Source organism: Fuscovulum ytuae (assembly GCF_029953595.1).
Classification (GTDB): Bacteria; Pseudomonadota; Alphaproteobacteria; order Rhodobacterales; family Rhodobacteraceae; genus Paragemmobacter; species Paragemmobacter ytuae.
Window position 1 is genome coordinate 2,592,322 of sequence record NZ_CP124535.1, and the last position, 25,007, is coordinate 2,617,328.

The following is a 25,007-nucleotide window of genomic DNA, read 5'->3' on the forward strand; positions in this document are numbered from 1 at the left end:
GGTTTTGTCCCGAATGGCAAAACGAGATTATTATGACGTCCTCGGCGTGTCGCGCGGCGCATCGGCGGAGGAACTGAAGAAGGCCTATCGCCAGAAGGCGAAAGAGCTGCATCCTGACCGGAATGCCGACAATCCGAATGCCGAGGCGCAGTTCAAGGAAGTGAACGAGGCCTATGACATTCTGAAAGACGCGGACCGGAAGGCCGCCTATGACCGTTATGGCCATGCCGCCTTTGAAGGCGGCGGCGGCGGGCGTGGGCCGCAGGGCTTTGGTGGCGGCGGGAATGCCGATTTCGCCAGCGCCTTTTCCGACGTGTTCGAAGACTTGTTCGGCGATTTCATGGGGGGCCGGGGTGGCGGTGGGCGGTCGCGCGCGCAGCGTGGATCGGACCTGCGCTATAACCTGCGCGTGTCGCTGGAAGAGGCCTATCAGGGCGTTCAAAAGACGATCAACGTGCCGACTTCGGTGTCTTGCGACACCTGCCGCGGCACGGGGGCCGAGGGGGGCGCCGAGCCTGTCACCTGCCCCACGTGTTCGGGCATGGGCAAGGTCAGGGCGCAGCAGGGTTTCTTTACCGTGGAACGCACCTGCCCCACCTGCAACGGCATGGGCCAGATCGTGAAGAACCCCTGCCGGTCCTGCGGTGGCGCGGGCCGTGTGGAGAAGGAGCGCGCGCTGTCGGTGAACATCCCGGCGGGGGTGGAGACGGGCACGCGCATCCGGCTGGCCGGTGAGGGCGAGGCGGGTCTGCGCGGCGGGCCTTCGGGTGACCTATACATCTTCATCGAGGTGCGGGAGCACCCGATCTTTCAGCGTGACGGGGTGCATCTGTTCTGCCGCGTGCCGATCAGCATCACCACAGCGGCGCTGGGCGGCGAGGTGGAGGTGCCCACAATCGACGGCGGGCGCAGCCGCGTGAAGGTGCCGGTGGGCGCGCAGACGGGCAAGCAGTTGCGGCTGCGTGCCAAGGGCATGCCTGCGTTGCGGGGCGGCGGCAGCGGCGACATGGTGCTGGAGCTTGCGGTGGAAACGCCCGTGAACCTGACAGCACGGCAGCGCGAATTGCTGATCGAGTTCGAGAAGCTGAGCGAAGAGAACAACCCCGAAGGCAAAAGCTTTTTCTCCAAGGTGAAGGGCTTTTGGGACGGGATGAAGAGCTAAGGCTTGCAGGGCCTACCCCGTGGGGTGGGCCTTTTTTCATGGCTTGGTGCCGTTAAGTGGGCGTTTACGCCTTTATGCGATGGTGCGCGCATGAGAAGCACATCGCATTTCCAAGAGGCTACCCTTCCGCTTTTCCCCCATGGGGATGAGGATGAGGCCATTGCCGCCGCGCCGGTGTCGGCCAATGGGCGGTTGCCTAGCTATATTGCCGATCATCGCCAACGCCTGCGCGCCCGGTTCATGGAAACCGAAGGGCAGGGTGTGCCGGAATATGAATTGCTGGAGATGATCCTGTTCCGGGCCATTGCGCGGCAGGATGTAAAGCCCTTGGCGCGGCGGTTGATCGACACGTTTGGCGATCTGGCGCGGGTGGTGGCCGCATCGCCCGCGCAGCTGGCGCGGGTGCATGGCGTGGGGCCTGCGGTGGTGATGGAGTTGAAGCTGATGGGGGCGGTCGCGCAGAAGATGGCGCGGTCGCGGGTGATCCAGCGACCCGTGCTGTCGTCCTGGACGGCACTTTTGGATTACTGCCACACCGTCATGGCCCATGCGGAGCGGGAGCATTTCCGCATCCTGTTTCTGGACCGCAAGAATGTGCTGATCGCGGATGAGGAACAGGCGCAGGGGACGGTGGATCATGTGCCGGTCTATCCGCGCGAGGTGGTGCGGCGGGCGCTGGAACTGGGGTCCTCGGCACTGATCCTTGTGCATAATCACCCGTCAGGGGACCCGACGCCCTCGGGGGCAGATATCGACATGACGCGCAAGATCGCGGATGCCTGCGGCGTATTGGGTATCACGCTGCATGATCATCTGATCATCGGCAAAAGCCGCGAAGTCAGTCTGCGGTCGGAGCGTCTGATCTAAGGAAATCGGGCCGAAGCCAAAGTTCGACGCGGCGGTTCAGACGGCGGCCTGCGGCAGTTTCATCGCAGGCCATGGGCAACGCCTCGCCAAAGGCGATGACGCTGGGCAGGCGGTCGGCGGGCAGGTCGGGGGCGGCGTTGGTCAGGGCCGAGAGGATGGCCGTGGCGCGGTCTTCCGACAAGGCAAGGTTTGCAGCGGCCGCGCCAGAGCCATCGGAAAACCCGGCAAGGATGAGGGATTCGCCCCGGAACGCGCCCGATTGCAGGAGGCGGGCCAGATCGGCGAGGTTGCCTTGGGAATGCGCGTCGAGCGTGCTGGACCCATCCTCGAACCGGAAAGTAAGGGAGAGGCGGTCGGCCCCATCCATCACATCGACAAGACGTTTGAGATCGTCGAGCGTGGTTTCCGCGCCCGCGCCCTGAATGGCATTGATGAGGCGCAGGCCATCGGCCGTCATTGGTTGGCGTTCGGGGTCACGGTCGACATATCCGGTGGCGGCGATGACGGCCTGCGCCTGTGGCAGGGTGAGGAATTCAAGGAATTCCCGCGCCATCAGCGGCAGCCGGCGGCGCGGCGTGAGAAGATGGAGGGGAAGGGCGAGCGGGTAGTCTTCGGCCTTTACGGAAAGGCTGTTGGGCAGGAGGGGGAAGCCGCAACTGTCTGTCAGGGTCAGGATGCGGGTGCGGCCTGCCATGGCGCGGCCTGTGACGGCCAGCGCCCAAGGGTCACGGGCGACGGCGGTGGCGAGGGTGGCAAGATCGGGGTGGATCACGGTGGCAGCGCTGTCGCGGCCAAGCCGTTCTGACAGGGCGCGTTGCAACCCGCTGTCGGGAGTAAGACCGTGCAGGACGAGGGGCATGTCAGGACCGCCGATTTCGGCCCAGTTCGACACATCACCCGCCAGAACACGGGCGAGATCGGCAGAGGAGATTTGTGCAACCGGGTTATCGGTGGCCGCGACCGGGACCAGCGCATCAAGGGCGAGGGGGCGGAAACCGAGATCGGGTTCGGTGGCGGTGGACAGGATCAGTTCGGCGCGGCCTGCCAGAAGGGCGGCGCGGGCCTGTTCTTGGGACAGGGGCGTGAAGGTGAAATCGGCAAGGATCTGGCCCGTCGTCGGATCGGTCAGGCGGGCGGTGCCGTCTTCGGTGACAGCGTGGTCAAGGCCACGGGAGGCAGCAAAGGCCGTGACGAGGGGCGGGATCAGGCTGCGGCCGGGTTCACCTTCGCCCAGGATGCGGACGGGAATGCGTGGGGCGGTGAGGTCGGGGCAACCGGGGCCTTCGCAGATGACACCCTGCCCATCGACGGTGAGAAGGCCATAGGAGGTGTCGATGCGGTAGAACTCGCCGTCCCAGCCTTGCAGGGTGCCGGTAAGGGACAGACCACCGTCACGGGCCGTCAGGGTCACATCCTGCGCCAAGGCCGCGATTGGAAACAGAAGCGCGGCGAAGATCGCCGCGCGGCACGAAGAAAGACGCATGAACCCCGCCTTGACCCTAGTTCTGGGCGGCGAGTTTCATGTCGGGGACGGGATTATTCAAGACCACAAAACCGCCTTCGTCATCGCATTCGGGCAGGGCGACGGAAAGGTCGCTTAGGGTGATGCGCCCGGCTTCGGAATAGACGGCGACTGCCATCGCCTCGCGCCCGCAGGAGGTGGGGGTTATGGGTGCCTCGATCGTGAGGGGGGCATCGGCGGCGGGAAGGGTGATGATTTGGGCATACATCGGCAGGATGGTTGCCTTTTCACCCAAGCTGGTGACGGGGCCATCGCCGGTGAGGGTGAAGGTATCGCCGTCAAGCCATTGCAGGGCAAGGCGACGATAGGCGGCGATGTCGGGCAGGGGGACGGCGGCAGAGGTTTCTGTGCCATCGGCGAAGCGGAGGCTCACCTCTCCCTTCGCGTCAAGCGCGGGCAGGTCGAGGAAGAATGACCCCGTGGAATTGGTCTGGAAGGTAATGGCGATGCCGCCATGGCGCAGGACGAAGCCCTGATTGGGGCGGCAGGGAGCGGTCAGGCTAAGCGAGAGGGTGGCCGCATCGCCGGCAAAAAGATCAAGCGTGACGGGGCAGGCGGGAACCTCGGCCACCAGCGGTGCAGGTTCGGGCAGGGCCGCAGGAGGCGGGTCGGGTTCCGCCACGACGGGGATCAATGCAGGTTCATACGCGGAAAGCGGTGTGCCTGCGGCGAGGCGCAGGGGCGGCGGCGGGTCCGATTTGGGGATCGGCGTCATGGTTGCCGCCGACTGCGCCTTGCCGGATTGGAGATATTGGCCAGCCCCTATGGCAAGGGCCACTGTCACCGCGATCATCCCAAGATTACGCTTGCGATCCATGTCAAACCTCTGCCGCACCGTTACTGTTGGTGGGATGGCAGGGAAAATGGACCTGCTAAGGGCAGGATTGTGGCATTACGGGAAACGAACGACTGATCAGTCGTTCACGCCGTGGCAGTGTTTGTACCGTTCGCCGGACCCGCAGGGGCAGGGATCGTTACGCGACGGGTTGCCCCATGTGGCGCGATCCTGTTCGTCAAAGCCCGGACGTGCCGAAGCGGCCGCCCCGACAGGGACGGTGGCGGCGGCAGCGGCAACGGGGGCCGCGGTAGGGGCCGCAGCCTTGGCCACTTCGGCCGCGGATTGGGCCGCGCGCTGCTGGGCAAGGATTTGCTGCATCATGGCGTCCTGCTCTTCCTTCGTCATCGGACGGATGAGGGACAGCTTTTGCGTCACATCCTGACGGAGTGAGTTGAGCATGGATTCAAAAAGGGTGAAGGCCTCTGTCTTGAATTCCGAAAGCGGATCGCGCTGGGCATAGCCACGGAAGCCCACGACAGAGCGCAGGTGTTCCAGTTTCAGCAGATGCTCGCGCCATTTGGCATCGATGGCCTGAAGGAGAACCTGCTTTTCGATGTTGCGCATCGTGTCGGGGCCAAAGGCGGCCAGCTTTTCGGCCATCATGGCGTCGGACTTTTCGATCAGCCGTTCGCGCATCACATCTTGGTCGACGCCCTCTTCGGCGGCCCAAGCTTCGATGGGAAGATCGAGGTTGAGCTTGTCCTTCACCGCCGCGGCAAGGCCGGGGGCATCCCACTGATCGGCATAGGTTTTGGGCGGCATGTAGAAATCGACCAGATCATCGACCACGGACACGCGCATGTCGGTGGCGATATCGCCGATCTCTTGCGTTTCCATGATTTCCAGACGCTGACCGAAGATGGCCTTGCGCTGGTCGTTCATCACATCGTCGAATTTCAAAAGCTGTTTACGAATGTCGAAGTTGCGACCTTCGACCTTTGCTTGGGCGCGTTCGAGGGATTTGTTGACCCAGGGGTGAACAATCGCCTCACCTTCCTTCATGCCGAGCTTCGACAGGACGGAATCCAAGCGGTCAGACCCGAAGATGCGCATCAGGTCATCTTCGAGCGAGAGGAAGAAGGAGGAACGGCCGGGGTCGCCCTGACGGCCCGAGCGGCCACGCAACTGATTGTCGATCCGGCGGGATTCGTGACGTTCGGTGCCGAGGACGTAAAGGCCGCCGGCGGCGATGACCTTGGCCTTTTCTTCGGCATGTTCCGCTTCGATGCGCGCGCGCACCTCATCGGGGTGCAGGTGGGGGTCGGCGGCGATGGCCTCCATCACCTTCATTTCGACATTGCCGCCAAGCTGGATATCGGTGCCGCGACCGGCCATGTTGGTGGCGATGGTGACGGCGCCCAGACGGCCTGCCTCGGCCACGATCTTGGCTTCTTGTTCGTGATGGCGGGCGTTCAGGACGTTGTGAACGATGCCATCCTGTTTCAGCATCGACGACAGCAGTTCGGACTTTTCGATGGAGGTGGTGCCGACCAGCATCGGCTGGCCTTTGGCATGGGCCTCTTTGATTGCCACGACGATGCCTTGGAATTTTTCCTTGGCGGTGCGGTAGACCTGATCGTGTTCGTCAATCCGGGCGACGGGGCGGTTGGTCGGCACTTCGACCACGCCGAGACCGTAGATTTCCATAAATTCTTCGGCCTCGGTCTGGGCGGTGCCCGTCATACCCGAGAGTTTTTCGTAAAGGCGGAAGTAGTTCTGGAAGGTCACGCTGGCCAAGGTGACGTTTTCGGGCTGAATCGAGACGCGTTCCTTTGCCTCGATCGCCTGATGAAGGCCTTCGGAGAGGCGACGGCCCCGCATCATGCGGCCCGTGAATTCGTCGATCAGCATCACTTCGCCATCGCGGACGATATACTGCTGATCCTTGTGGAAAAGCTTGTGCGCCTTGAGCGCCTGCGTCACGTGATGAACGAGCGAGGTGCTTTCGGGATCGTAGAGCGACTGGCCTTCGGGCAGAAGGCCCGCCTCTTGCAGCAGCTTTTCGATATGTTCGTTGCCGTCTTCGGTATAGGTGACCGAGCGGGTCTTTTCGTCGATCTTGTAATCCTCTTCCCGCAGGAGGGGGATCAGGCGGTCGACCTTTTGGTAAAGGTCGCTGCGATCTTGCGACGGGCCCGAGATGATGAGGGGGGTGCGCGCCTCATCGATCAGGATACTGTCCACCTCATCGACGATGGCGAAGTAATGGCCGCGCTGGGCCATGTCTTCGATCGACATCTTCATATTGTCGCGAAGGTAGTCGAAGCCAAGTTCGTTGTTGGTGGCATAGGTGATGTCGCAGCGATAGGCGGCGCGCTTTTCGGCATCGGGCTGATACGGGTAGACGACACCACAGGTCATGCCCAGCTGGGCAAAGACCTTGCCCATCCATTCGGAATCGCGCTTGGCAAGGTAGTCGTTGACCGTGACGACATGCACGCCCTTGCCGGTAAGGGCGTTGAGATAGGCGGGGAAGGTGGCCATGAGGGTCTTGCCCTCGCCCGTCTTCATTTCCGAGATATTGCCCTGATGCAGGAAGATGCCGCCCTTCAGCTGCACATCAAAGGCGCGCAGGCCGAGGGCGCGCTTGGCCCCTTCGCGGCAATTGGCAAAGGCTTCGGGCAGGATCGCATCAAGGCTTTCGCCGCCTTCCTGCACGCGCTTTTGAAATTCGGCGGTCTTGGCTTTGATGCCATCGTCGCTGAGCGCGGCGAATTCGGGTTCCAGTGCGTTGATCTTTGCGACCAGCGGGCGAACCGACTTTACCTTGCGGTCATTCGGCGTTCCGAAGACCTTTCGCGCAATCGTTCCGAGACCCAGCATGTTTTCTCCGCCTACCTGACATCATCGTGTGAGGCTGTGGCCTTGCCCGCCCCCAACGCCTTCCATAGAAGAGCCAAGTGGCCCGGCGGCCCCGTCGCACGCGACCCCCGCGAAATAAGGGACGGACCGGGTATAGTCAACGTCGCTTAGGCAAGCGGCCCGATCAGGAGAAGGTGATATGGCGAAACATGGCAGAGCCTTTGGTGGCGTGCTGACCGGGCTGGCGATGACCTGCGGGCTGGCTTTCCCCGTTCTGGCACAGGACGAGGCGGCGACGGCGGATACGGTTGTGGCCACGGTGAACGGAACCGAGATCACGCTGGGCGAGCTGATCATCCTGCGCGAAAAGCTGCCGGCGCAGTATCAGGCGCTGCCGGATGACATGCTGTTCAACGGGTTGATCGATCAGGCGATCCAGCAGACAGCGCTGGAGCAATCGGTGGCCGAGACGACAACCAAGCGTGACGAGCTGTGGATGCGGACGGATCGGCGCAGCTATTTGGCGGGCAAGGCGCTGCAATCGGTGGTGCAGGGGGCGGTGACGGATGCCGCCTTGCAGGCGGCTTATGACGAGAAATTTGCCAATGCCCCGGCGGCCAAGGAGTATTCGGCGCAGCACATCCTTGTGGAGAGCGAGGAGAAGGCGAACGAGTTGAAGGCGCAGATCGACGGCGGCGCGGATTTCGGCGAGGTGGCAAAGGCCAATTCGACCGATACGGGTTCGGCGATCAATGGCGGCGATCTGGGCTGGTTCGGGTTGGGCATGATGGTGGCCCCGTTCGAAGAGGCGGTGGTCGCGGCAACGCCGGGCACGGTGACCGCGCCGGTGCAGACGGATTTCGGCTGGCATCTGATCAAGGTGAATGAGGTGCGCGACGCCTTGAAGCCGACGATTGACGAGGTGCGCGATGAGTTGGCCGCCGAGATCGAACAGAAGGCCGTAGAGGCGAAGCTGGCGGAACTGACCGGAGCGGCGGAGATCGCGCGGCCCGGCGAAGGGCTTGACCCGGCGCTGATCCGGGATGCAACTCTGTTGGACAAATAAGCAGGGGACGGGCCGATGGCGAAGAACGATTGGAAATCAGAGGCGAAGGCGCTGAAGAAGAAGGTTCGCAAGCTGAAGGCCCGGATCATGGGGGACGAGATCGGGGCGGCGGTGGCCGCCGTCCCGGCCAAGAAGGCAAAGGCCGTGTCGCCGCTGGCACCCAAGGATGGGTTCCCGATGCTGCCCACGATTGCGGGGGTGGAGTTTGCCGCCGTCGAGGCCGGGGTGCGCTATCAGAACCGCAAGGATGTGATGCTGGTGCGGCTGGCGCCGGATACGGCGGTCGCAGGGGTGTTCACCACGTCATCGACACGTTCGGGCTGTGTGCGGGATTGTCAGGCGAAACTGGCGGTGAAGGTTCCAGCCGGTGCGGGTGCGGCGATTATCGTGAATTCCGGCAATTCCAACGCCTTTACCGGGAAAGTGGGGGATGAGGCCGTCGCAGCGGTGACCGGGGGCGTGGCCGAGGCGCTGGGTATTCCGGCGAGCCGTGTGTTTTCGTCTTCCACCGGGGTGATTGGCGAGCCGCTGCCTTATGAGCGGATCACGGCGAAGATCCCCGATCTGGTGGCTGAGCTGCGCGAGGATGCCATTGAGATGGCGGCCCATGCGATGATGACGACCGACACGTTCCCCAAGGGCGCGGCGGCGGTGGTGCAGGGTGAGGGCGGCGAGATTCGCATCGCCGGGATTGCCAAGGGATCAGGGATGATCGCGCCGGATATGGCGACGATGCTGGTCTATATCTTCACCGATGCGAAGATTTCGGCGGCAGCCTTGCAGCGCATGCTGTCGCGCAATGTGGGCGCGACGTTCAATTCCATCACAGTGGACAGCGATACGTCGACATCCGACACGCTGCTGGTGGCGGCCACGGGGCGGTCTGCTGCGGCTGAGGTGAAGGGGACGGTGGCCAAGGCTTTTGAGTTGGCGCTGCGGGGCGTGATGATGAACCTTGCGCATCAGGTGATCCGTGATGGCGAAGGCGCGACCAAGTTCGTCGAGGTGCGCGTGACCGGGGCCAAGGATGATGCGGATGCCGCGAAGGTGGCCTTTGCGGTGGCGAACTCTCCGCTCGTGAAAACGGCGATTGCGGGGCAGGACCCGAATTGGGGGCGGATCGTTGCGGCGGTAGGCAAATCCGGGGCCGAGGCGGACCGGGACCGGTTGACCATCCGCTTTGGCGATATCCTTGTGGCCACGAAGGGATGGCGCAACCCGGATTACCGGGAAGAGGATGGCGCGGCCTATATGCTGGGCGAGGAGTTGGTGATCGGGGTTGATCTGGGGCTTGGTAAGGGGAAGCGGTCGGTCTGGACCTGCGATCTGACCAATCGCTATGTGGAGATCAACGCGGATTACCGGTCGTGAAGATCGTCCTTGTTTCGGCGGTTGCCCTGATTGACGTGGAAGGGCGGGTCCTGTTGGCGCAACGGCCCGAGGGCAAGTCGCTGGCGGGGCTGTGGGAGTTTCCGGGCGGCAAGGTGGAACCGGGCGAGACGCCCGAAGCCGCGCTGATCCGCGAGTTGAAGGAAGAGTTGGGCATCGACACATGGGCAAGTTGCCTTGCCCCACTGACCTTTGCCAGCCACAGCTATGAAGGGTTTCATCTGCTGATGCCGCTGTTCGCCTGCCGCAAGTGGGAGGGGATCGTGCAGGGGCGCGAAGGGCAGAATCTGGCATGGGTTCGTGCGCAGAACCTGAAAGATTACCCGATGCCCCCAGCCGATGTGCCACTGATCCCCATACTTCGCGACTGGCTTTGAAGCTTTTCGGCAGCAGTTATCCACAAGATAACCTGTGGTTGTGCGATTCTTGATAGCTCTGAAGACGATTTTCGTTAACTTTCCCTGACGAATTGCTCGGGGAGGAGCATGGGAATGTTGCGAACGATCATGCTGGGCAGTTGCGTTTCCGTTCAGGGAATTGTGGTGGGTCAGCTTGCGGATGGGAAGATCGTGGTGAAGGTCGATGAGAAGACCTTTGTCGGCTATCCCGTCGCACCGTTGCGGGCGGCTTGAGGGCCTTTCATCGTCTCGGAGAAACGAAAGGGCCGGGCAGTGATGCCCGGCCTTTTGTATTTTACGAAAATTCCGATCAGGCGAGCGTGCGCTGCACTTCTTCGCGTTCGAAGATTTCGATCACATCACCCGCGCGGACATCGTCATAGCGTTCGAAGGCCATGCCGCATTCCTGACCGGACTGCACCTCTTTGACCTCATCCTTGAAGCGCTTGAGCGTCTTGAGCGTGCCTTCGTGGATGACCACGTTGTCGCGCAGAAGACGGACACCGGCAGAGCGGCGAGCCACGCCTTCGGTGACAAGGCAACCGGCGACATTGCCCACGCCGGTGATGCGGAAGACTTCTTGGATACGGGCGTAGCCGATGAAGTTTTCGCGCACTTCGGCCTTGAGCAGACCAGAGGCGGCCTTTTTGATGTCGTCGATCAGGTCGTAGATGATCGAATAGTACCGGATTTCCACGCCCTTTTGTTGGGCCGAGCTGCGGGCCGTGGCATTGGCGCGGACGTTGAAGCCGATGATCGGGGCTTTGGACGCCTCGGCCAGACCGACATCGGAATCGGTGATCGCGCCGACACCGTAATGCAGGACGCGGACGCGGACCTCTTCGTTGCCGACCTTTTCGAGGGCCTGGATGATCGCCTCGGCAGAGCCTTGGACATCGGCCTTCACCAGAACCGGAAGTTCGGCCACGTCGGCATCGGCCTTGGCCTTGGCCATCAGCTGTTCCAGCGTGGTCGCGGCACCGGCGGCAGCGCGTTTGTCCTTGGCCGCCTTTTCGCGGTAATCGGCGATTTCGCGGGCCTGTGCTTCGGTTTCGACGACGTTCAGCACATCGCCCGCTTCGGGCGTGCCGTTTAGGCCCAGCACTTCGACCGGGACGGACGGGCCTGCTTCGGCAACGGTTTCGCCCTTGTCGTTGATCAGCGCGCGGACCTTGCCCCATTTTTCGCCGACGACGAAGATATCACCGCGCTTCAGCGTACCGTTCTGGACCAGAACGGTTGCGACCGGGCCGCGACCGACATCAAGCTTGGCTTCGATGACGGCGCCAGAGGCGGCGCGGTTCGGGTTGGCGCGCAATTCAAGGAGTTCGGCCTGAAGGGCGATTGCCTCGAGCAGGTTATCAAGGCCCTTGCCCGTCTTGGCCGACACTTCGACATCCTGCACATCGCCGGACATCTGTTCGACCACCACTTCATGCTGCAACAGATCGGTGCGGACCTTTTGCGGGTTCGCGTCCGGCTTGTCGCATTTGTTGATGGCGACGATCATCGGCACCTTGGCGGCCTTGGCGTGGTTGATCGCCTCGATCGTCTGGGGCATGACCGCGTCATCGGCAGCCACGACGAGAACGACGATATCCGTCACCTGCGCGCCACGGGCACGCATGGAGGTAAAGGCCGCGTGGCCGGGCGTATCGAGGAAGGACACGAGCGAGCCGTTCGGCGTGGTCACCTGATAGGCACCGATGTGCTGCGTGATGCCGCCAGCTTCGCCCGAGACGACGTTGGCCTTGCGGATCGCGTCGAGGAGCGAGGTCTTGCCGTGGTCGACATGGCCCATGATCGTGACGATCGGCGGGCGCGACTGCAGGTCTTCGGGGCGGTCGGCGACCGTTTCGATGGCCTGTTCCACATCGGAATCGGACACGCGGACAGCCTTGTGGCCGAATTCCTCGATCACAAGTTCGGCGGTGTCGGCGTCGATGGTCTGGTTCATGGTGACCATCATGCCCATCTTCATCAGTGCCTTGACCACATCGGCGGCGCGTTCGGCCATCCGGTTGGCAAGTTCCGACACGACGATGGTTTCGGGCAGCTGCACATCGCGCACCTGCTTTTCGGCCTTTTGGCCGAAGCCCATCGCCTTTTGACGGGCCTTTTCCTGTTTCCGCTTCATCGCGGCGAGCGACCGCTGGCGGCCGCCTTCGTCCGAGATGGCATCCGACAGCGTAAGCTTGCCGGAACGACGGCCTTCGTCGCCCTTCACCTTGCCGCGGTCACGATCGGTGGCGCGTTCGTCGCGTTCGCGTTCAGCCTTGCGCGGGGCAAGGGGGGCGCGAGGTGCGGCACCGCCACGGGTGTTTTCTTCGGCCGGAGCTGCCGGGGCTGCCTTGGGGGCGGGTGCCTCGGGCGCGGGAGCCGATTTCGGGCGAGTGCCCAGAACCTCGGCCTTGCGGGCGGCGGCGGCGGCGGCTTTCGCCTCTTCGGCAGCACGCGCAGCGCGTTCTTCTTCTTCGGCCTTGGCGCGGAGCGCAGCTTCGCGTTCGCGGTCTTCGCGTTCCTTGGCCTCTATCTCTTCGCGGCGGCGCTGGCGTTCTTCCTCGCGTGCCTTCTCTTCCTCGGCGCGGCGGGCCGCGTCTTCCTGTTCGCGGGCCTTGGCGGCACGCAGGGCAGCCAGACGCCGTTCCATTTCGGCATCGGTGATGCCTGCCGGACGCTTGGACGGATCACCGAGATGGGTGGCCGAGCCCGATGCGCCGCCAGCCGTGCCGGGGGCGCCGGGTTTCGTGGGGACCACCACGCGCTTGCGCTTGACCTCAACCGCCACGCTTTTGGTGCGGCCGTGGCTGAAGCTTTGCTTCACCTGTCCGGGTCCACGCGCGCCGCCACCCAAGCCAAGGGGTTTCTTGCCGTCAGTATCGCTCATGCCGTCTTCGTATCCTCTCCGGTGGAAATTCCACCGATCCGCCCGCGAATGCCCGCGAGCCTTGCCGCTTCCTCTACAACACGTCTTTCGAGTCCACCAGCCGCAAGCGCGGCGTGTATGGCACGTTCACGGCCGAAAGCCAAACCCAATTCCCCCGAAGAAAGACAGCCTATGAAGCTGTCTTCCCCATCCGGCGGATGCAGCTTGGTCTTGCCGCGTTCCGATCCGTCGCTGGCCTGAAGAAGAAGGGAAGCCTGCCCCTTTTCCAGCCAGTCCTTCACCTTTTCATAACCGGTGACAGCTGCCCCTGCCTTGCGGGCCATCGACACGAGGTCGATCACCCGGCGGAGGAGTTGCGCCTCGATCAGGTCGGAAAGACCGTCGGGCACCTTCACCGGCTGGCGCGCCGCGCGGGAGAAAAGACCCTTTGCCGCCGCCTTGTCAATGGCGGCACGATCTGCCGCCACATAGATACCGCGCCCCGGAAGGCGGGCCAGAACATCCGGCACCACCATCGCATCGGGGCCGATGACGAAACGGATCAGGCCGGCCTTAGGCTGGCTTTGACCGGAAACGATACATTTGCGTTCCGGTCCGTCCTGATCTGTCTGCCGCCCGCCCCGCGCCATGGCTGCGCCGTTTCCCGAGACCTGCGATCAGGCCTCGGCCTCCTCTTCGGATTCCGCCTGTTCGGCGGTTTCCAATTCGGTCGGATCGACCCAGCCCAACATGACACGTGCGGTCATGATAAGGTGCTGGGCTTCTTCTAGCGACATCTCGAACTTTTCGAGGACGCCTTCGTCCTTTTTGCGCTGACCATTTTCCGTCGTCCAGCCGCCGGCCAGTTCCCAGTCGGCGCAGGTGGCGAAGTCTTCCAGCGTCTTGATCCCGTCCTTTGCCAACGCCTCGATCATTTGGGGCGTGAGGCCTTCGAAATCAATGAGGCTGTCTTCCACACCCATCGCGCGGGCATTTTCAAGCGCCTTGCGGTTCTGTTCTTCGAGGAAGTCGCGGGCGCGGGCCTGAAGTTCGGCGGCGGTGTCTTCGTCGAACCCGTCGATGGACAGAAGTTCGTCCACATCGACATAGGCCACTTCTTCGAGGTTGGTGAAGCCTTCGGAGACGAGGAGTTGGGCCATCATCTCATCGACATCGAGCGTGTCCATGAAGAGCTTGGTCCGTTCCGCGAATTCGGCCTGACGGCGCTGCGATTCCTCGGCTTCGGTCATGATGTCGATGTCGAGGCCCGTCAGTTGCGACGCAAGCCGGACGTTCTGGCCACGGCGGCCGATGGCAAGGGAAAGCTGTTCGTCGGGGACGACCACCTCGATCTTGCCGGCCTCTTCGTCGATCACGACCTTGGACACTTCGGCAGGCTGCAGCGCATTCACGAGGAAGGTGGCCTGATCCTGATTCCACGGGATGATGTCGATCTTTTCGCCCTGGAGTTCGTTCACAACGGCCTGCACGCGGCTGCCGCGCATACCGACGCAGGCGCCTACGGGATCGATCGAGTTGTCATAAGAGATCACGGCGATCTTGGCGCGCGACCCGGGGTCACGGGCGACGGCCTTGATTTCGATGATGCCATCGTAAATCTCGGGCACTTCCATCTTGAAGAGTTCGGCCATGAATTGCGGGTCGGTGCGCGACAGGAAGACCTGCGGACCCCGCGCCTCACGACGGACATCCTTGATGTAGCAGCGGATGCGGTCATTCGGGCGATAGGCTTCGCGGCCGATCTTTTCGTTGCGGCGCAGGATCGCCTCGCCCCGGCCGATATCGACGATGAGGTTGCCGTATTCTTCGCGCTTGACCACGCCGTTGATGATGGAACCCTTGCGGTCCTTGAATTCTTCATACTGGCGGTCGCGCTCGGCCTCGCGGACCTTTTGCAGGATGACTTGCTTGGCCGATTGGGCGGCGATGCGGCCCAGATCGACGGGGGGCACTTCGTCAATGATTTCGTCGCCCACGGCGGCATCGGCCTTGTAGGCCTTGGCCTGTTTCACCGTGAGTTGGGCGTGGTGGTTTTCCACGGCCTCATCTTCCACCACCGTGCGGATGCGGGCGAAGGTGGCGCGGCCCGTCTTGCGATCGATCTTCACCCGGATGTCGAGGTCGCTGCCGTAGCGGGATTTGGCCGCGCGGGCGAGCGATTCCTCCATCGCCTGGATCACGAGATCCGGGTCGATCATCTTTTCCCGTGCCACGGCCTCGGCCGTTTGCAGGAGTTCGAGCTGGTTCGCAGAGGTAATTGCCATGATGGCCTCCGGGCTTCAGTGTTTGGTCTCAGGCGCGTCGGGGGCGGTGTCGTCCCCTTCATCGCCTTCGAATTCTTCGATGTCGGTGAATTTCGATTCGTCGATCACGCCCGATGCTTTGCGCTGGCGGAGCATTTCGGCGATCAGGTCATCGGTCAGGATCAGTTTGGCATCCGACAGCCAATCGAATTTCAGGCCGATGGTGAGGGGTTCGCCGGCCTCTTCGATCTCAATCAGCACCTCATCACCTTCGGTGCCTTGCAGCGTGCCCTTGAAGCGACGGCGGCCATCGATGAGTTCGGTGGTTTCAAGCCGTGCCTCGTAATCGACCCACATGTCGAAATCCTTGAGCCGCGTCAGGGGACGGTCGATGCCGGGGGAGGAGACTTCGAGGACATAGTTGTCTTCGATCGGGTCTTCGACATCGAGAACGGCAGAGACGGCGGTGGAGATGGTGGCGCAATCGTCCACCTCGATCCCGCCTTCGGGGCGGTCGGCCATGATTTGCAGGATGCGCGTCTTGCCGCCCATCAGCCGGATGCGGACCAGTTCGAAGCCCAGCCCCTCGATAACGGGGCCGACGATGGCCGCAAGGCGGCGGTCGATGGCGGTCTTGGCGATCAGGTCGGTCATTCGGGTTCCGGTAGAAACAAAAAAGCGGGCTCAGCGGCCCGCGTGTCAGGTTCGGTGGGGCCGGGTTTGGACCCCGACACCGCTGTTGCAAGGGCATATACGCGCCGGGGGGTGAGTCTGCAAGGGGTTTGGTCAGGCGCGGCGGAGGCTGTCCATCGCGCGAACAAGGCCCTCGCTGATGCCCGGTTCGGAGAGGGCATGGCCCGCGAAGGGAATGAGGCGAAGATCGCATTTGTCCCAGCCTTGGGCCAGTTTCCATGCGGAAACGGGCGGGCAGATCATATCATACCGGCCTTGGATGACGGTCGCAGGGATGTTCTTAATCCTTGATTTTTCACGCAAAATCCACCCGTCTTCTTCAAGGAAGCCACCATTGTGGAAATAGTGGTTTTCAAGCCGTGCGAAAGCACGGGCATATTCGGCGGGGCTTTCGCCCAAGGGACCATCATTGTGGATGGAGGCGAGCGCGTTTTCCCAATTGGCCCAGATGCGGCCAAAGCGGGTTTCCTCCATCACGTTGCCGGAAAAGAGGCGGCGGTGATACGCGGCGATCAGGTCTTCGCGCTCGTCTTGCGGAATTGCGTTAACAAAACGTGACCAGAGTTCGGGGAAGAAGGCCCCTGCCCCGCCGCCATAGAACCAGTCAAGTTCCGCCCGGGTCATTAGGAAGACGCCGCGCAGCACCAGATGGGCGACGCGGTCGGGATGCGTGATGGCGTAGACAAGCGCGAGGGTCGCGCCCCAACTGCCGCCGAAACAGATCCAGCGCGAGATGCCGAGTTCCTTGCGGATCATTTCGATATCGTTGACGAGGTGCCAGGTGGTGTTTTGCAGCACGCTGGCATGGGGGCGGGAACGGCCACAGCCGCGTTGATCGAACAAGATCACGCGGAAGGCGGTGGGGTCAAAGTAGCGGCGCATGGCGGGGCTGCATCCGCCACCGGGACCGCCATGCAGCACGACGACGGGGATGCCGTCGGGGTTGCCGCATTGTTCGACATAGATGCGATGCCCATCGCGCATGTCGATAATCCGCTGATCGAAAGGATCGATCGGCGGGTAGAGGAATTCGACTGCGCGCTTTTGGCCTGATCTCTGGTCCATCGCCGCCCTATATAACGCTTAAAATCCTTGCGCCAAAGTTAAAGAAGAGGACGGCAGATGGTAACGACCACGGTAGACCCCAGTGAAGTGGCGAAATTCGAGGCGATGGCCGCGGAATGGTGGGACCCGAACGGGAAGTTCAAGCCGTTGCATATGCTGAACCCGTGCCGGTTGGACTATATCACCAGCCAGATCGCAGCAGAGTTTGACCGGGATCTGACGCAGCCCCTTCCCTTTAAGGGTTTGAGATTGCTGGATATTGGTTGCGGTGGCGGGCTTTTGTCAGAACCCATGGCGCGGCTGGGGGCGACGGTCGTGGGGGCGGATGCGGCGCCGCGGAACATTCCGGTGGCGCAGGTGCATGCGGCGCAATCGGGGCTGGATATCGACTATCGCCACACCACGGCAGAGGCGCTTGCCGAGGCGGGGGAGCAGTTCGATATCGTTCTCAATATGGAAGTGGTAGAACATGTGGCGGACCCGCAAGCCTATCTGACGGCCTGCCAACTTTTATTGAAAAACAATGGGTTGATGATCTGTTCCACGCTGAATCGTAACCCGAAAAGCTTTGTCATGGCGATTATTGGCGCGGAGTATGTGATGCGCTGGTTGCCGAAGGGGACGCATGACTGGGCGAAGTTCATCACGCCGGATGAGCTGTATGACCTGATCCGCAAGGCAGGGCTGGAGCCGGTGGATAAAAAAGGCATGGTTTTCAACCCTGTAAGCTGGTCATGGTCGCTTTCAGCGCGGGATCTTTCCTGCAATTACGTGACGGCGAGCGTGAAGCGAGGGGCGCGTTAACCACGCCAACGGTTGTGCCCTGTTTTGTGCAGGGATTTGTGCAGCAAACTGTGGGCACGCAGCGCACGGTGGGGTGAGACCTGTTAACCGGGCCTCTGGATTGACACATGCGTTGCCTTGGTGCGCGTTCCATGCGGTTATCGGGGCCGGATAAGACGGGGCGCGGGACGGGGATGCGGAACGGAGCATGGCTGTTGATGCTGCCTGCGGCGGCGGTGATGGCCTTTGTGGGGGTGCTGCCCCTGATCGCGGTGTTCAACTATGCGCTGCATGACATCTTTTCGCTGGCCAATGTGCATTGGGTGGGGGTGGAATGGTATGAGGACATCGTCACCTCATCCCGGTTTCACGAAAGCCTGCTGCGCAGCCTGATGTTTTCCGCCATCGTCCTGTCGGTTCAGGTGCCGCTGGGCGTGGGAATCGCGCTGCTGCTGCGGAGGGCCCGGGGGGCGGTGCTGGTTCTGATGCTGGTGGCGCTGCCTTTGGTGGTGCCGTGGAACATGATCGCGATGATGTGGCTGGGGCTGATCGATCCGGGGACCGGGATCGTGGGGCGGGTGCTGGCATCGGCGGGGGTCGTGTTCGACTGGAAGTTCACCGCGTGGCAGACATGGGTTTTGCTGGTGGTGATGGATACGTGGCACTGGCTGGGGCTGGTGGTGATTCTGGCCTATGCGGGGCTGTCGGGGATACCGGCAGAGTTCTATCGGGCGGCGGCGATTGACGGGGCGTCGCGCTGGGCGGTGTTTCGGCATATCGAGGTGCCGCGCATCGCCGCGCCGATGGGCATCGTGCTGCTGCTGCGGTTTGTCGACAGTTTCATGATCTATACCGAGGCCTTTGCCATCAATGCAGGCGGGCCGGATATGGCGACGCATTTTCTGGCGATTGATCTGGGGGAAGAGATCAAGGGGTTCAGCTATGGGTCGGCGGCGGCGCGGTCGATGGTCTATTTCCTGATCGTGGTGACGGTGGTCTGGGCCTTTGTCCGTATCGCGGGCCTGTCGCGGCAGGAGGAGGGGGCATGAGGGCGCTGATCCTGCGGGGGGCGGTGTTCGGGGGGCTGGCGCTATTCATCCTTTTGCCGCTTGTGCAGACCTTTGCACTTTCCTTCATGTCCACCCTGCCGCGTGAAGGGATGGTGGAGGGGGAGTGGAGCCTGATCAACTATCGCAACATCGCGGCGGACCCGGTTCTGGTGGAATCGATCCTGAATTCCCTGACTTATGTGTTGCTGAATGTGGGCCTGTGTCTGGTGGCGGGATTGCCAGCGGCCTATGCGCTGGCGCGGTATCGGTTCGTGGGGGACAGGCATTTCCTGTTCATGATGCTGGCTTTCCGGGTGACGCCGCCGGTGGTTCTGTCGCTGCCGATCTTTATCCTGTTCGCGCAGGTGGGGCTGGTGAACCGCCCGCTTGGGATTGCGCTGGTGCATTGCCTGTTCAACCTGCCCATTGCGATCTGGATATTGGAGAGTTTCATCCGCGCCGTGCCGCGGGAGTTTGACGAGACGGCCTTTCTTGATGGCCATTCCCTGCCGGGGTTCATGGTGAAGCGATTGATCCCGGCGATTGCGCCGGGGATCGGGGTGGCGGCGTTTTTCTGTTTCGTCTTTTCGTGGGTGGAGGTGGTGTTCGCGCGCATCCTGACGGTGACGGCGGGCAAGCCGATCACCATGGCGATCAACGCGCTGTTCACCTTTCAGACGGATATCGGGCTGGTCATGGCGATGACGGTGGTGTCACTGATTCCCGGTGTGGGGATGATCTGGTTCGTGCGAAACCACATAGCGCGGGGCTTCACGATGCGGGCGTGAGGGCTGTTTTTGGCCCGTTTTGGAGTTTGCAAATCATTCTCGGGGGAAGGTGGGGGATATCCCCCAGTTTCCTTCAGCCATAGGTCTGATGGAACCTTAACAGGTATTGCACAGTGGAATCTGTGTCTGTCATGTTGCTTCTGAGGCGTGGGCTTACGAGGAAAAAATGAAAAAAATATTGAGGGCAGCGGTGGCGGCGATGCTGTTTGCGACAGGTGCGCAGGCGGCGACGGTGGATGGGTTGTTTGATGACTATGGTTCAGTGCCAAGTGCATTCGCAGCCGGCCAAGTCTACTATTTCCATGTGACGCTTGATGAGGCTGATCTGGCACCTTTGCCAGATGGGCTGGCGCACTCATCGTCCGTCGTAGGATCAGAGTTGTACTTCACCATTTCTGGTCAATCCACCGCTGGCCAGGTAATAGGACCGGGCCTGAAGTATCGGATATCTTGGATGTGGCCAGCCCTTGGTGCCACCAGTTTCGATTTTCAAAGTGGCACACTGCTACGATACTTGAAGGGCAATCCGACTGGAACAATTACGACGACTAATACGAACGGGCCATTCCAAGGGACAAGCTTTGTTTCGCAGTCTATTGGAAGCCCCACCCAGGTCGGGCGGTTGGCAGCAGCGTCCGCGACACCCGTCCCGATTGGCGGCACGCTGCCGCTTATGCTTTCCGCACTTGGCCTTGGCGCGTTTGTGATGCGGCGGCGGGCGAAGGCAGCGCTGGCCTGATCAGCGTTCGCGCAGGGCTTCGGACCCGCGCCAGAGGGGGCGGGTCAGGTAGCGCAGGATGGTTTTTCCACCCGTTTGAAATTCGACCTCTGCCTGCATGCCGGGGCGGATGGCGAGCGATTGCTGCCGTTCGGTCAATTCGGACAGGTCCACCCGCAGGGTGACGCGGTAATGCGGTTCGGCATCGCGGGTGCGTTCGTCGCGGAAGGTATCGGCCGAGACGAAGGTCACCGTGGCGGGCAGGGTGCCCCAGATCGTGTAATCATAGGCCGATAGCTTGACCGTCGCGCGTTGCCCTTCGCGGAGGGCGGCGATGTCGGCGGGGCGGACGCGAGCCTCGATGAACAGGCCGGTGTCGAGGGGGATGATCTGAAGGATCTCCTCGCCGGGGCGGACGACGCCCCCGATGGTGGTGACGGCGATGCGGTTCACGACCCCGCGCATGGGCGCGGTGAGCGTGGTGCGGGCGAGTTGGTCTTGCGACAGTTTCAGCCGCTGGCGGAGCGAGGCGAGTTCGCCCTGCGTGGTGGCATAGGCATCGGCGCGTTCCAGACGGGCCTGCGTTTCGATGTCGTCCAACCGCGCCTGCGCATCGGCGCGGGCCTTTTCGGCGCGGGTGCGTTCGATTTCCGGGGCAAGGCCCTGATCGGCCATGCGGCGGATCATGTCTTCTTCTTTCTCTGCCTGTTTCAGCACGGCGCGGGCGCCTGACAGGCGGGAGGAGAGGTCGGACAGGCGGGCCGTCAGCAGGGCCTGTTCCGAGGCAAGGATAGCGGGCACACGGGCGGCAAGGTCGGGCGGGGCGGTGAAGGTTTCCTGCCCGTCAAGTTCGGCCTGCAACCGCAGGCGGCGGATGTCCAGCGCGGCGATCTGATCGGTGAGATCATCGACGGCGGCCTGATATTGGGTGCCGTGAAGCTGGGCGAGGGTCTGGCCTGCCTCGACCGTGTCGCCTTCGGCCACTTGGAGGGACGCGAGGATGCCGCCTTCGAGGTTCTGGATGATCTGCGGGCGCGAGGAGGGGACGATCTGACCGGGGGCACGGACGATTTCCTCGACCCAGGCGAAGGCGGCCCAGAGGAGGAAGGCCGCGACGGTGGCCACGATCAGCAGGATGACGCGTGATGGGGTGCGGGCGCGGCGGTCGAGGGGGGGATCGAAGGTGGAGAGGGTCATGATGCGCTGCGGGCCAGATGGGCGAGGACGGCCTCGCGCGGGCCATCCACGGCAAGGCGGCCATTTTGCAGGATGAGGGTGCGGGACGTCAGGCCGAGGATGGGCAGGCGATGCGTGGCAATGAGCGCGGTGCGCCCGTGCAGCCATGGGCCAAGGCGGGCCACGAGGGTGGATTCCAGCGTCTGGTCCAGCGCGGCGGTGGGTTCGTCCAGAAGGACGATGCGGGGGTCTTGCAGCCAGAGCCGGGCCCAGCCGATGGATTGGCGCTGGCCATGGGAGAGGCCTTCGCCCATTTCGCGGATCTCAAGATCCAGACCGCGGGGATGGCCGCGCAGGAACGCGCCAAGCCCCGCGAAATCGAGCGCGGCATAGATGCGGTCATCATCGGGTTCGAGGTCGGAAAGGACGAGGTTTTCGCGCAAGGTACCCGAGAAGAGGCGCACCTCTTGCCCCAGATAGCCGATATTGCGGCGCAGGTCGCGGGGGTGGATCTGGCCCATATCGGCCCCGTCAAGCTGGATGCGGCCATGGCTGGGATCGGCAAGGCCTGCAAGGCAGCGCAAGAGCGTCGATTTGCCGGATCCGTTCGCGCCAAGGATGGCGGCGTGCTGGCCTGCCGGGATGGCAAGCGCCGGGATATCGAGGACGGGGGAGGCATCGGGGGCGTAGCGGAAGGTCAGGTCGCGCAGATCATAGCGGCCCGACAATGTTTCGCGGCGCAGGTAGCGGCGGGCGGGGTCTTCGACCTGTGGCGCGGTGGCGATGGCGTCGAGGGCGGAAAGCGCGGCGCGGACCTGCGACCAGCGGGCAAGCGTGGCGGATAGCTGTGACAGCGGGCCAAGGGTGCGGGCGGTGAGGAGCGAGACGGCGATGATGGTGCCGACCGTGAAGCTGCCTGCAAAGACGAGGTAGGTGCCGATCAGGATGGCGGCGATGCCGGTGGCTTGTTGCACGCCCTGCGCCCAAGCCGACAGAAGCGTCGTCAGGTGGCGCTGGTCGGACGCGCGGATTGCCGAGAGGGTGACGAGTTCGTTCCAGAGCCGGGTGAAACGGTCCTGCCCACGCAAGGTGGCCACGGTTTCCTGTTCGAAGACCGCCTCGAACAGAAGGCGGGCGGCGCGGATATTGGCCCCCTGCCCTGCTTGGGTGAGGGCAATCATCTTCTTTTGCAGGAGAAGACCGGGGACGACCATCAGGATGCCGCCGAAGATGAGGACCCAGACGAGGTTGCCGCCGATCATCGCCACAAGGGCAAGGAAAATAACGAGGAAGGGCAGATCGGCCAGCGTGCCGATGGTGGCGGCGGTGAAGAATTCGCGGACCGATCCGAAATCGCGCATGGCGGCGAAGATCTGGCTGGGCTGGTGGCGGCCCGCGATGGGGCGCAGGTGCAGGAGGCGCGTCATCAGCCTGTCTTGCACGGCGGTTTCAATGCGGCGGCCTGCTGTATCCATGAGCGCGGCGCGGGCGATGCGGAGGGCAGCATCAAAGGCGATGGCCAAGAGCGCGCCAAGCGTAAGGACCCAGAGCGTCGGTTCGGACTGGTTGGGGATGACGCGGTCGTAGATTTGCAGCGCATAAAGCGCGATGGCGGTGGCCAGAAGGTTGGCGGTGAGGGAAGCGGCGGCCACCTCGGCGAAGGCGCGACGGTGGTGACGGAATTCGGACCAGAACCAATGCGGTTCCTCGCCCGGTTCGGAATGGCGAGCGGCCACTTCGGCAAAGGGCAGGCGGACGCGCAGAAGCCAGCCCGCGAAATGGGGGGTGAAATCCCGAAGCGGGATATCGGCGGAACGGTCTGGGGTGGTGGGATCGTAGATCGTGATCCGGTCATCGTGGCGGGAAAGGATCAGGAGGAGCTGGCCGGTCTGCATCTCGGCCAGTGCGGGCAGGGTGGTGAGGTCGGGGTCGTGGTCAAGCGTGACGGAATAGCCCGCACGGCGGAAAGCGGCGGAGAGGTGGTCAAAGCCGGGGCGTTCAGGGGCGCCGATGGCGGCAAGATGGTCAAGAAGGTCGGACGGCAGGAGGCGGCCACCGAGGCGGGTGGACAGGACGGCGGCCAGTTCGGCGCGGGCGCGCAGGGCGGTGGGGGCGGCAGGGGGCGCGGGGGTGAAGGCTGTCGGGGCCTGCGGGACGGCGCGGGCGGGATGAAGATCGAAGGCGATGACGCGCGGCTGGGCCGCCGGTTCTGTCACAATCGCGCCCCATCCAAGAGGAGCCCGGCATCGCGGGCAATTTCCAGTTCGAGGCGGGCGATATCATAGGCGAGCGAGGCCTGATCGCGTTCCAGCCGGGCGGCGGCGGCGGTCTGGGCGGTGAGATCGGTCAGGCTGCGGCGGCCAAGGCGGTATTGTTCGGCGTAAAGGTCCAGATTGGCGCGGGTTTGGCGAAGCACCTCGGCCCCTTGGGCCTGACGGGTGCGGAGGGTGGCGATGCGGCCCTCGGTCTCTTGGCGGCTGCGGTCGGCGGCGCGGCGTGCCTCATCCGTTTGGCGGGCGACGAGGTCGGGCGTGGCGGCGGCGGCGGCCAATGTGGCAGGGCTGCCAAGGCCAAGGGTGACGCCGCCCAGCGCAAGGCCGGAGGTGACGGCATCCTCGGTCGCGGTGGCGGTGGCGGAAAGGCCGGGAAGGGCGTTGGCGCGGGTGATCCGCGCCTCGGCCAGATGGCGGGCGCCGTCGGCCTGTTGGCGCAGAACCGACAAGGGGTCGGCGTCAGACGGAGGCGGCAAGGGATCAAGACCAGAGAGCGTTTCAGCCATGTTAGAGCCTGTTTGAAGGCGCAGATCGGCCAAGGCCTGCATTCGGGCCTGCCGATCCGCGGCCAGCGTGGCCTGCATTTCGGTGATGGTCTGGGCGATGATCTGTTCTTCGCTGCGGTCCGACAATCCGCCCTTGATGCGGGCGGTGACGATGCGGTGGAATTCGGTCAGGCGAGCGACGGCCTGCTGCGCAACCTCGGCCTGCGCGCGGGCGCGTTCGGCATCGAGATAACGGGAAAGAGCGTCAAAGGCGCGCTGGTTTTGGCGGGCGGATAGGGTGACGGCGGCAAGGTCAAGCTCGGCGGCGGCGCGGTCGCGTTGGGCATCGCGGCGGCCATGATCGAAGAGGGGCTGATCGACGACGAGCCGCGCGGCGAGGCCTGCGATACCGTCGAGCGACAGGCTGGGGGTGATGGTGGGCCAGCCGTTACGCGACGCTGCCTCGGCCTTTAGCCGGGCAAGGCCAAGCTCGGCCGCCTCGACCTGCGGGGCGGCGGCATGGGTGGCGGTGGCGATGCGGGCAAAGACGCCATTCGGCGGCAGGATGGAGCGGCGGGCGGAAAGATCAGCCACAAGGGGGGAAGCGGTGCTGCCTTCGGGGGAAAGACGCTGGCGCGCCTGAAGATCGGAGGGCGGTTTGCCCGGCGCGAAGGCCAGCATGGCGGGCGGCTGCAACCCGCCCATGCATCCCGAAAGCAGCACCGCGACGGACAGAAGCACCCAAGTGGGGCCAAGATGGGGTGCCCTGACCGATCTGGATAGAAGTGAGGCAGGCTGCATGG

At 63.3% G+C, this 25,007-nt stretch carries 21 protein-coding genes; 10 read left to right on the top strand and 11 right to left on the bottom strand.

Annotated elements, in window-relative coordinates; translation table 11 throughout:
- The first annotated feature begins 13 nt into the window (after positions 1-13).
- Together dnaJ and radC are read left to right on the top strand one after the other, a co-directional pair.
- On the top strand, positions 14-1,162 hold the full coding sequence (gene dnaJ / locus QF092_RS12530; protein ID WP_281464232.1) for a molecular chaperone DnaJ: 1,149 nt from the start codon (positions 14-16) through the stop codon (positions 1,160-1,162).
- 90 nt (positions 1,163-1,252) lie between these two features.
- Positions 1,253-2,029: a RadC family protein gene (gene radC / locus QF092_RS12535; protein ID WP_281464233.1), complete on the top strand. Its 777-nt coding sequence runs from the start codon at positions 1,253-1,255 to the stop codon at positions 2,027-2,029.
- Here the strand turns inward: radC and QF092_RS12540 are convergent.
- From QF092_RS12540 to secA, 3 genes are all read right to left on the bottom strand, one after another.
- Positions 2,001-3,512, bottom strand: a complete 1,512-nt coding sequence (locus tag QF092_RS12540; RefSeq protein WP_281464234.1) for an OmpA family protein — start codon at positions 3,510-3,512, stop codon at positions 2,001-2,003. The genes radC and QF092_RS12540 overlap by 29 nt on opposite strands.
- 16 nt (positions 3,513-3,528) lie before the next feature.
- The gene (locus tag QF092_RS12545) at positions 3,529-4,368 is read right to left on the bottom strand and encodes a hypothetical protein (protein ID WP_281464235.1); all 840 of its coding nucleotides are present in this window, start codon (positions 4,366-4,368) and stop codon (positions 3,529-3,531) included.
- Between the two features lie 96 nt (positions 4,369-4,464).
- Positions 4,465-7,212: a preprotein translocase subunit SecA gene (secA, locus tag QF092_RS12550; protein ID WP_281464236.1), complete on the bottom strand. Its 2,748-nt coding sequence runs from the start codon at positions 7,210-7,212 to the stop codon at positions 4,465-4,467.
- A gap of 178 nt (positions 7,213-7,390) precedes the next feature.
- Here secA and QF092_RS12555 point away from each other — a divergent pair, with 178 nt between their 5' ends.
- The 4 genes from QF092_RS12555 (at position 7,391) to QF092_RS12570 (ending at position 10,278) form a co-directional block, all read left to right on the top strand.
- Positions 7,391-8,257, top strand: a complete 867-nt coding sequence (locus QF092_RS12555) for a peptidylprolyl isomerase (RefSeq protein WP_337250641.1) — start codon at positions 7,391-7,393, stop codon at positions 8,255-8,257.
- A gap of 15 nt (positions 8,258-8,272) precedes the next feature.
- Positions 8,273-9,628, top strand: a complete 1,356-nt coding sequence (gene argJ / locus QF092_RS12560) for a bifunctional glutamate N-acetyltransferase/amino-acid acetyltransferase ArgJ (RefSeq protein WP_281464237.1) — start codon at positions 8,273-8,275, stop codon at positions 9,626-9,628.
- Positions 9,625-10,023, top strand: a complete 399-nt coding sequence (gene mutT, locus QF092_RS12565) for an 8-oxo-dGTP diphosphatase MutT (RefSeq protein ID WP_281464238.1) — start codon at positions 9,625-9,627, stop codon at positions 10,021-10,023. The genes argJ and mutT overlap by 4 nt, the downstream gene beginning before the upstream one ends.
- Positions 10,024-10,137: 114 nt before the next feature.
- Entirely contained in the window at positions 10,138-10,278 is a 141-nt protein-coding gene (locus tag QF092_RS12570; RefSeq protein ID WP_281464239.1) for a hypothetical protein, read from the top strand.
- 76 nt (positions 10,279-10,354) lie between these two features.
- Here QF092_RS12570 and infB read toward each other — a convergent pair whose 3' ends face one another.
- The 5 genes from infB to pip form a co-directional block, all read right to left on the bottom strand.
- Entirely contained in the window at positions 10,355-12,931 is a 2,577-nt protein-coding gene (gene infB, locus QF092_RS12575; protein WP_281464240.1) for a translation initiation factor IF-2, read from the bottom strand.
- Positions 12,928-13,560 carry an RNA-binding protein gene (locus tag QF092_RS12580; protein WP_281464241.1) on the bottom strand — a complete coding sequence of 211 codons (633 nt, stop codon included), beginning with the start codon at positions 13,558-13,560 and terminating at the stop codon, positions 12,928-12,930. Before QF092_RS12580 ends, infB begins: the two co-directional genes overlap by 4 nt.
- 27 nt (positions 13,561-13,587) lie before the next feature.
- Positions 13,588-15,195, bottom strand: coding sequence for a transcription termination factor NusA (gene nusA, locus QF092_RS12585; RefSeq protein WP_281464242.1), 1,608 nt, complete (start codon positions 15,193-15,195; stop codon positions 13,588-13,590).
- A gap of 15 nt (positions 15,196-15,210) precedes the next feature.
- Positions 15,211-15,828, bottom strand: coding sequence for a ribosome maturation factor RimP (gene rimP / locus QF092_RS12590; RefSeq protein ID WP_281464243.1), 618 nt, complete (start codon positions 15,826-15,828; stop codon positions 15,211-15,213).
- A 132-nt stretch (positions 15,829-15,960) separates the two neighbouring features.
- Positions 15,961-16,932 (bottom strand): prolyl aminopeptidase, encoded by a 972-nt coding sequence (pip, locus tag QF092_RS12595; RefSeq protein WP_281464244.1) that lies wholly within the window; start codon positions 16,930-16,932, stop codon positions 15,961-15,963.
- A gap of 57 nt (positions 16,933-16,989) precedes the next feature.
- Between pip and ubiG the strand changes: the two genes are divergently transcribed.
- From ubiG to QF092_RS12615, 4 genes are all read left to right on the top strand, one after another.
- Positions 16,990-17,736, top strand: coding sequence for a bifunctional 2-polyprenyl-6-hydroxyphenol methylase/3-demethylubiquinol 3-O-methyltransferase UbiG (ubiG, locus tag QF092_RS12600; protein ID WP_281464245.1), 747 nt, complete (start codon positions 16,990-16,992; stop codon positions 17,734-17,736).
- A gap of 131 nt (positions 17,737-17,867) precedes the next feature.
- On the top strand, positions 17,868-18,764 hold the full coding sequence (locus tag QF092_RS12605; RefSeq protein ID WP_281464246.1) for a carbohydrate ABC transporter permease: 897 nt from the start codon (positions 17,868-17,870) through the stop codon (positions 18,762-18,764).
- Positions 18,761-19,552: a carbohydrate ABC transporter permease gene (locus QF092_RS12610; RefSeq protein WP_281464247.1), complete on the top strand. Its 792-nt coding sequence runs from the start codon at positions 18,761-18,763 to the stop codon at positions 19,550-19,552. Before QF092_RS12605 ends, QF092_RS12610 begins: the two co-directional genes overlap by 4 nt.
- 166 nt (positions 19,553-19,718) lie before the next feature.
- The gene (locus QF092_RS12615) at positions 19,719-20,291 is read left to right on the top strand and encodes a hypothetical protein (RefSeq protein ID WP_281464248.1); all 573 of its coding nucleotides are present in this window, start codon (positions 19,719-19,721) and stop codon (positions 20,289-20,291) included.
- Here QF092_RS12615 and QF092_RS12620 read toward each other — a convergent pair whose 3' ends face one another.
- From QF092_RS12620 to QF092_RS12630, 3 genes are read right to left on the bottom strand one after another with little or no spacing between them, the layout of a single operon-like run.
- Complete coding sequence (locus QF092_RS12620; RefSeq protein WP_281464249.1) at positions 20,292-21,467, bottom strand: beta-barrel domain-containing protein; 1,176 nt, start codon at positions 21,465-21,467, stop codon at positions 20,292-20,294.
- A complete protein-coding gene (locus QF092_RS12625) occupies positions 21,464-23,662 on the bottom strand; it encodes an ATP-binding cassette domain-containing protein (RefSeq protein ID WP_281464250.1) in 2,199 nt (732 codons plus the stop codon). The genes QF092_RS12620 and QF092_RS12625 overlap by 4 nt, the downstream gene beginning before the upstream one ends.
- Complete coding sequence (locus QF092_RS12630; protein WP_281464251.1) at positions 23,659-25,005, bottom strand: TolC family protein; 1,347 nt, start codon at positions 25,003-25,005, stop codon at positions 23,659-23,661. The genes QF092_RS12625 and QF092_RS12630 overlap by 4 nt, the downstream gene beginning before the upstream one ends.
- Positions 25,006-25,007: the final 2 nt, after the last annotated feature.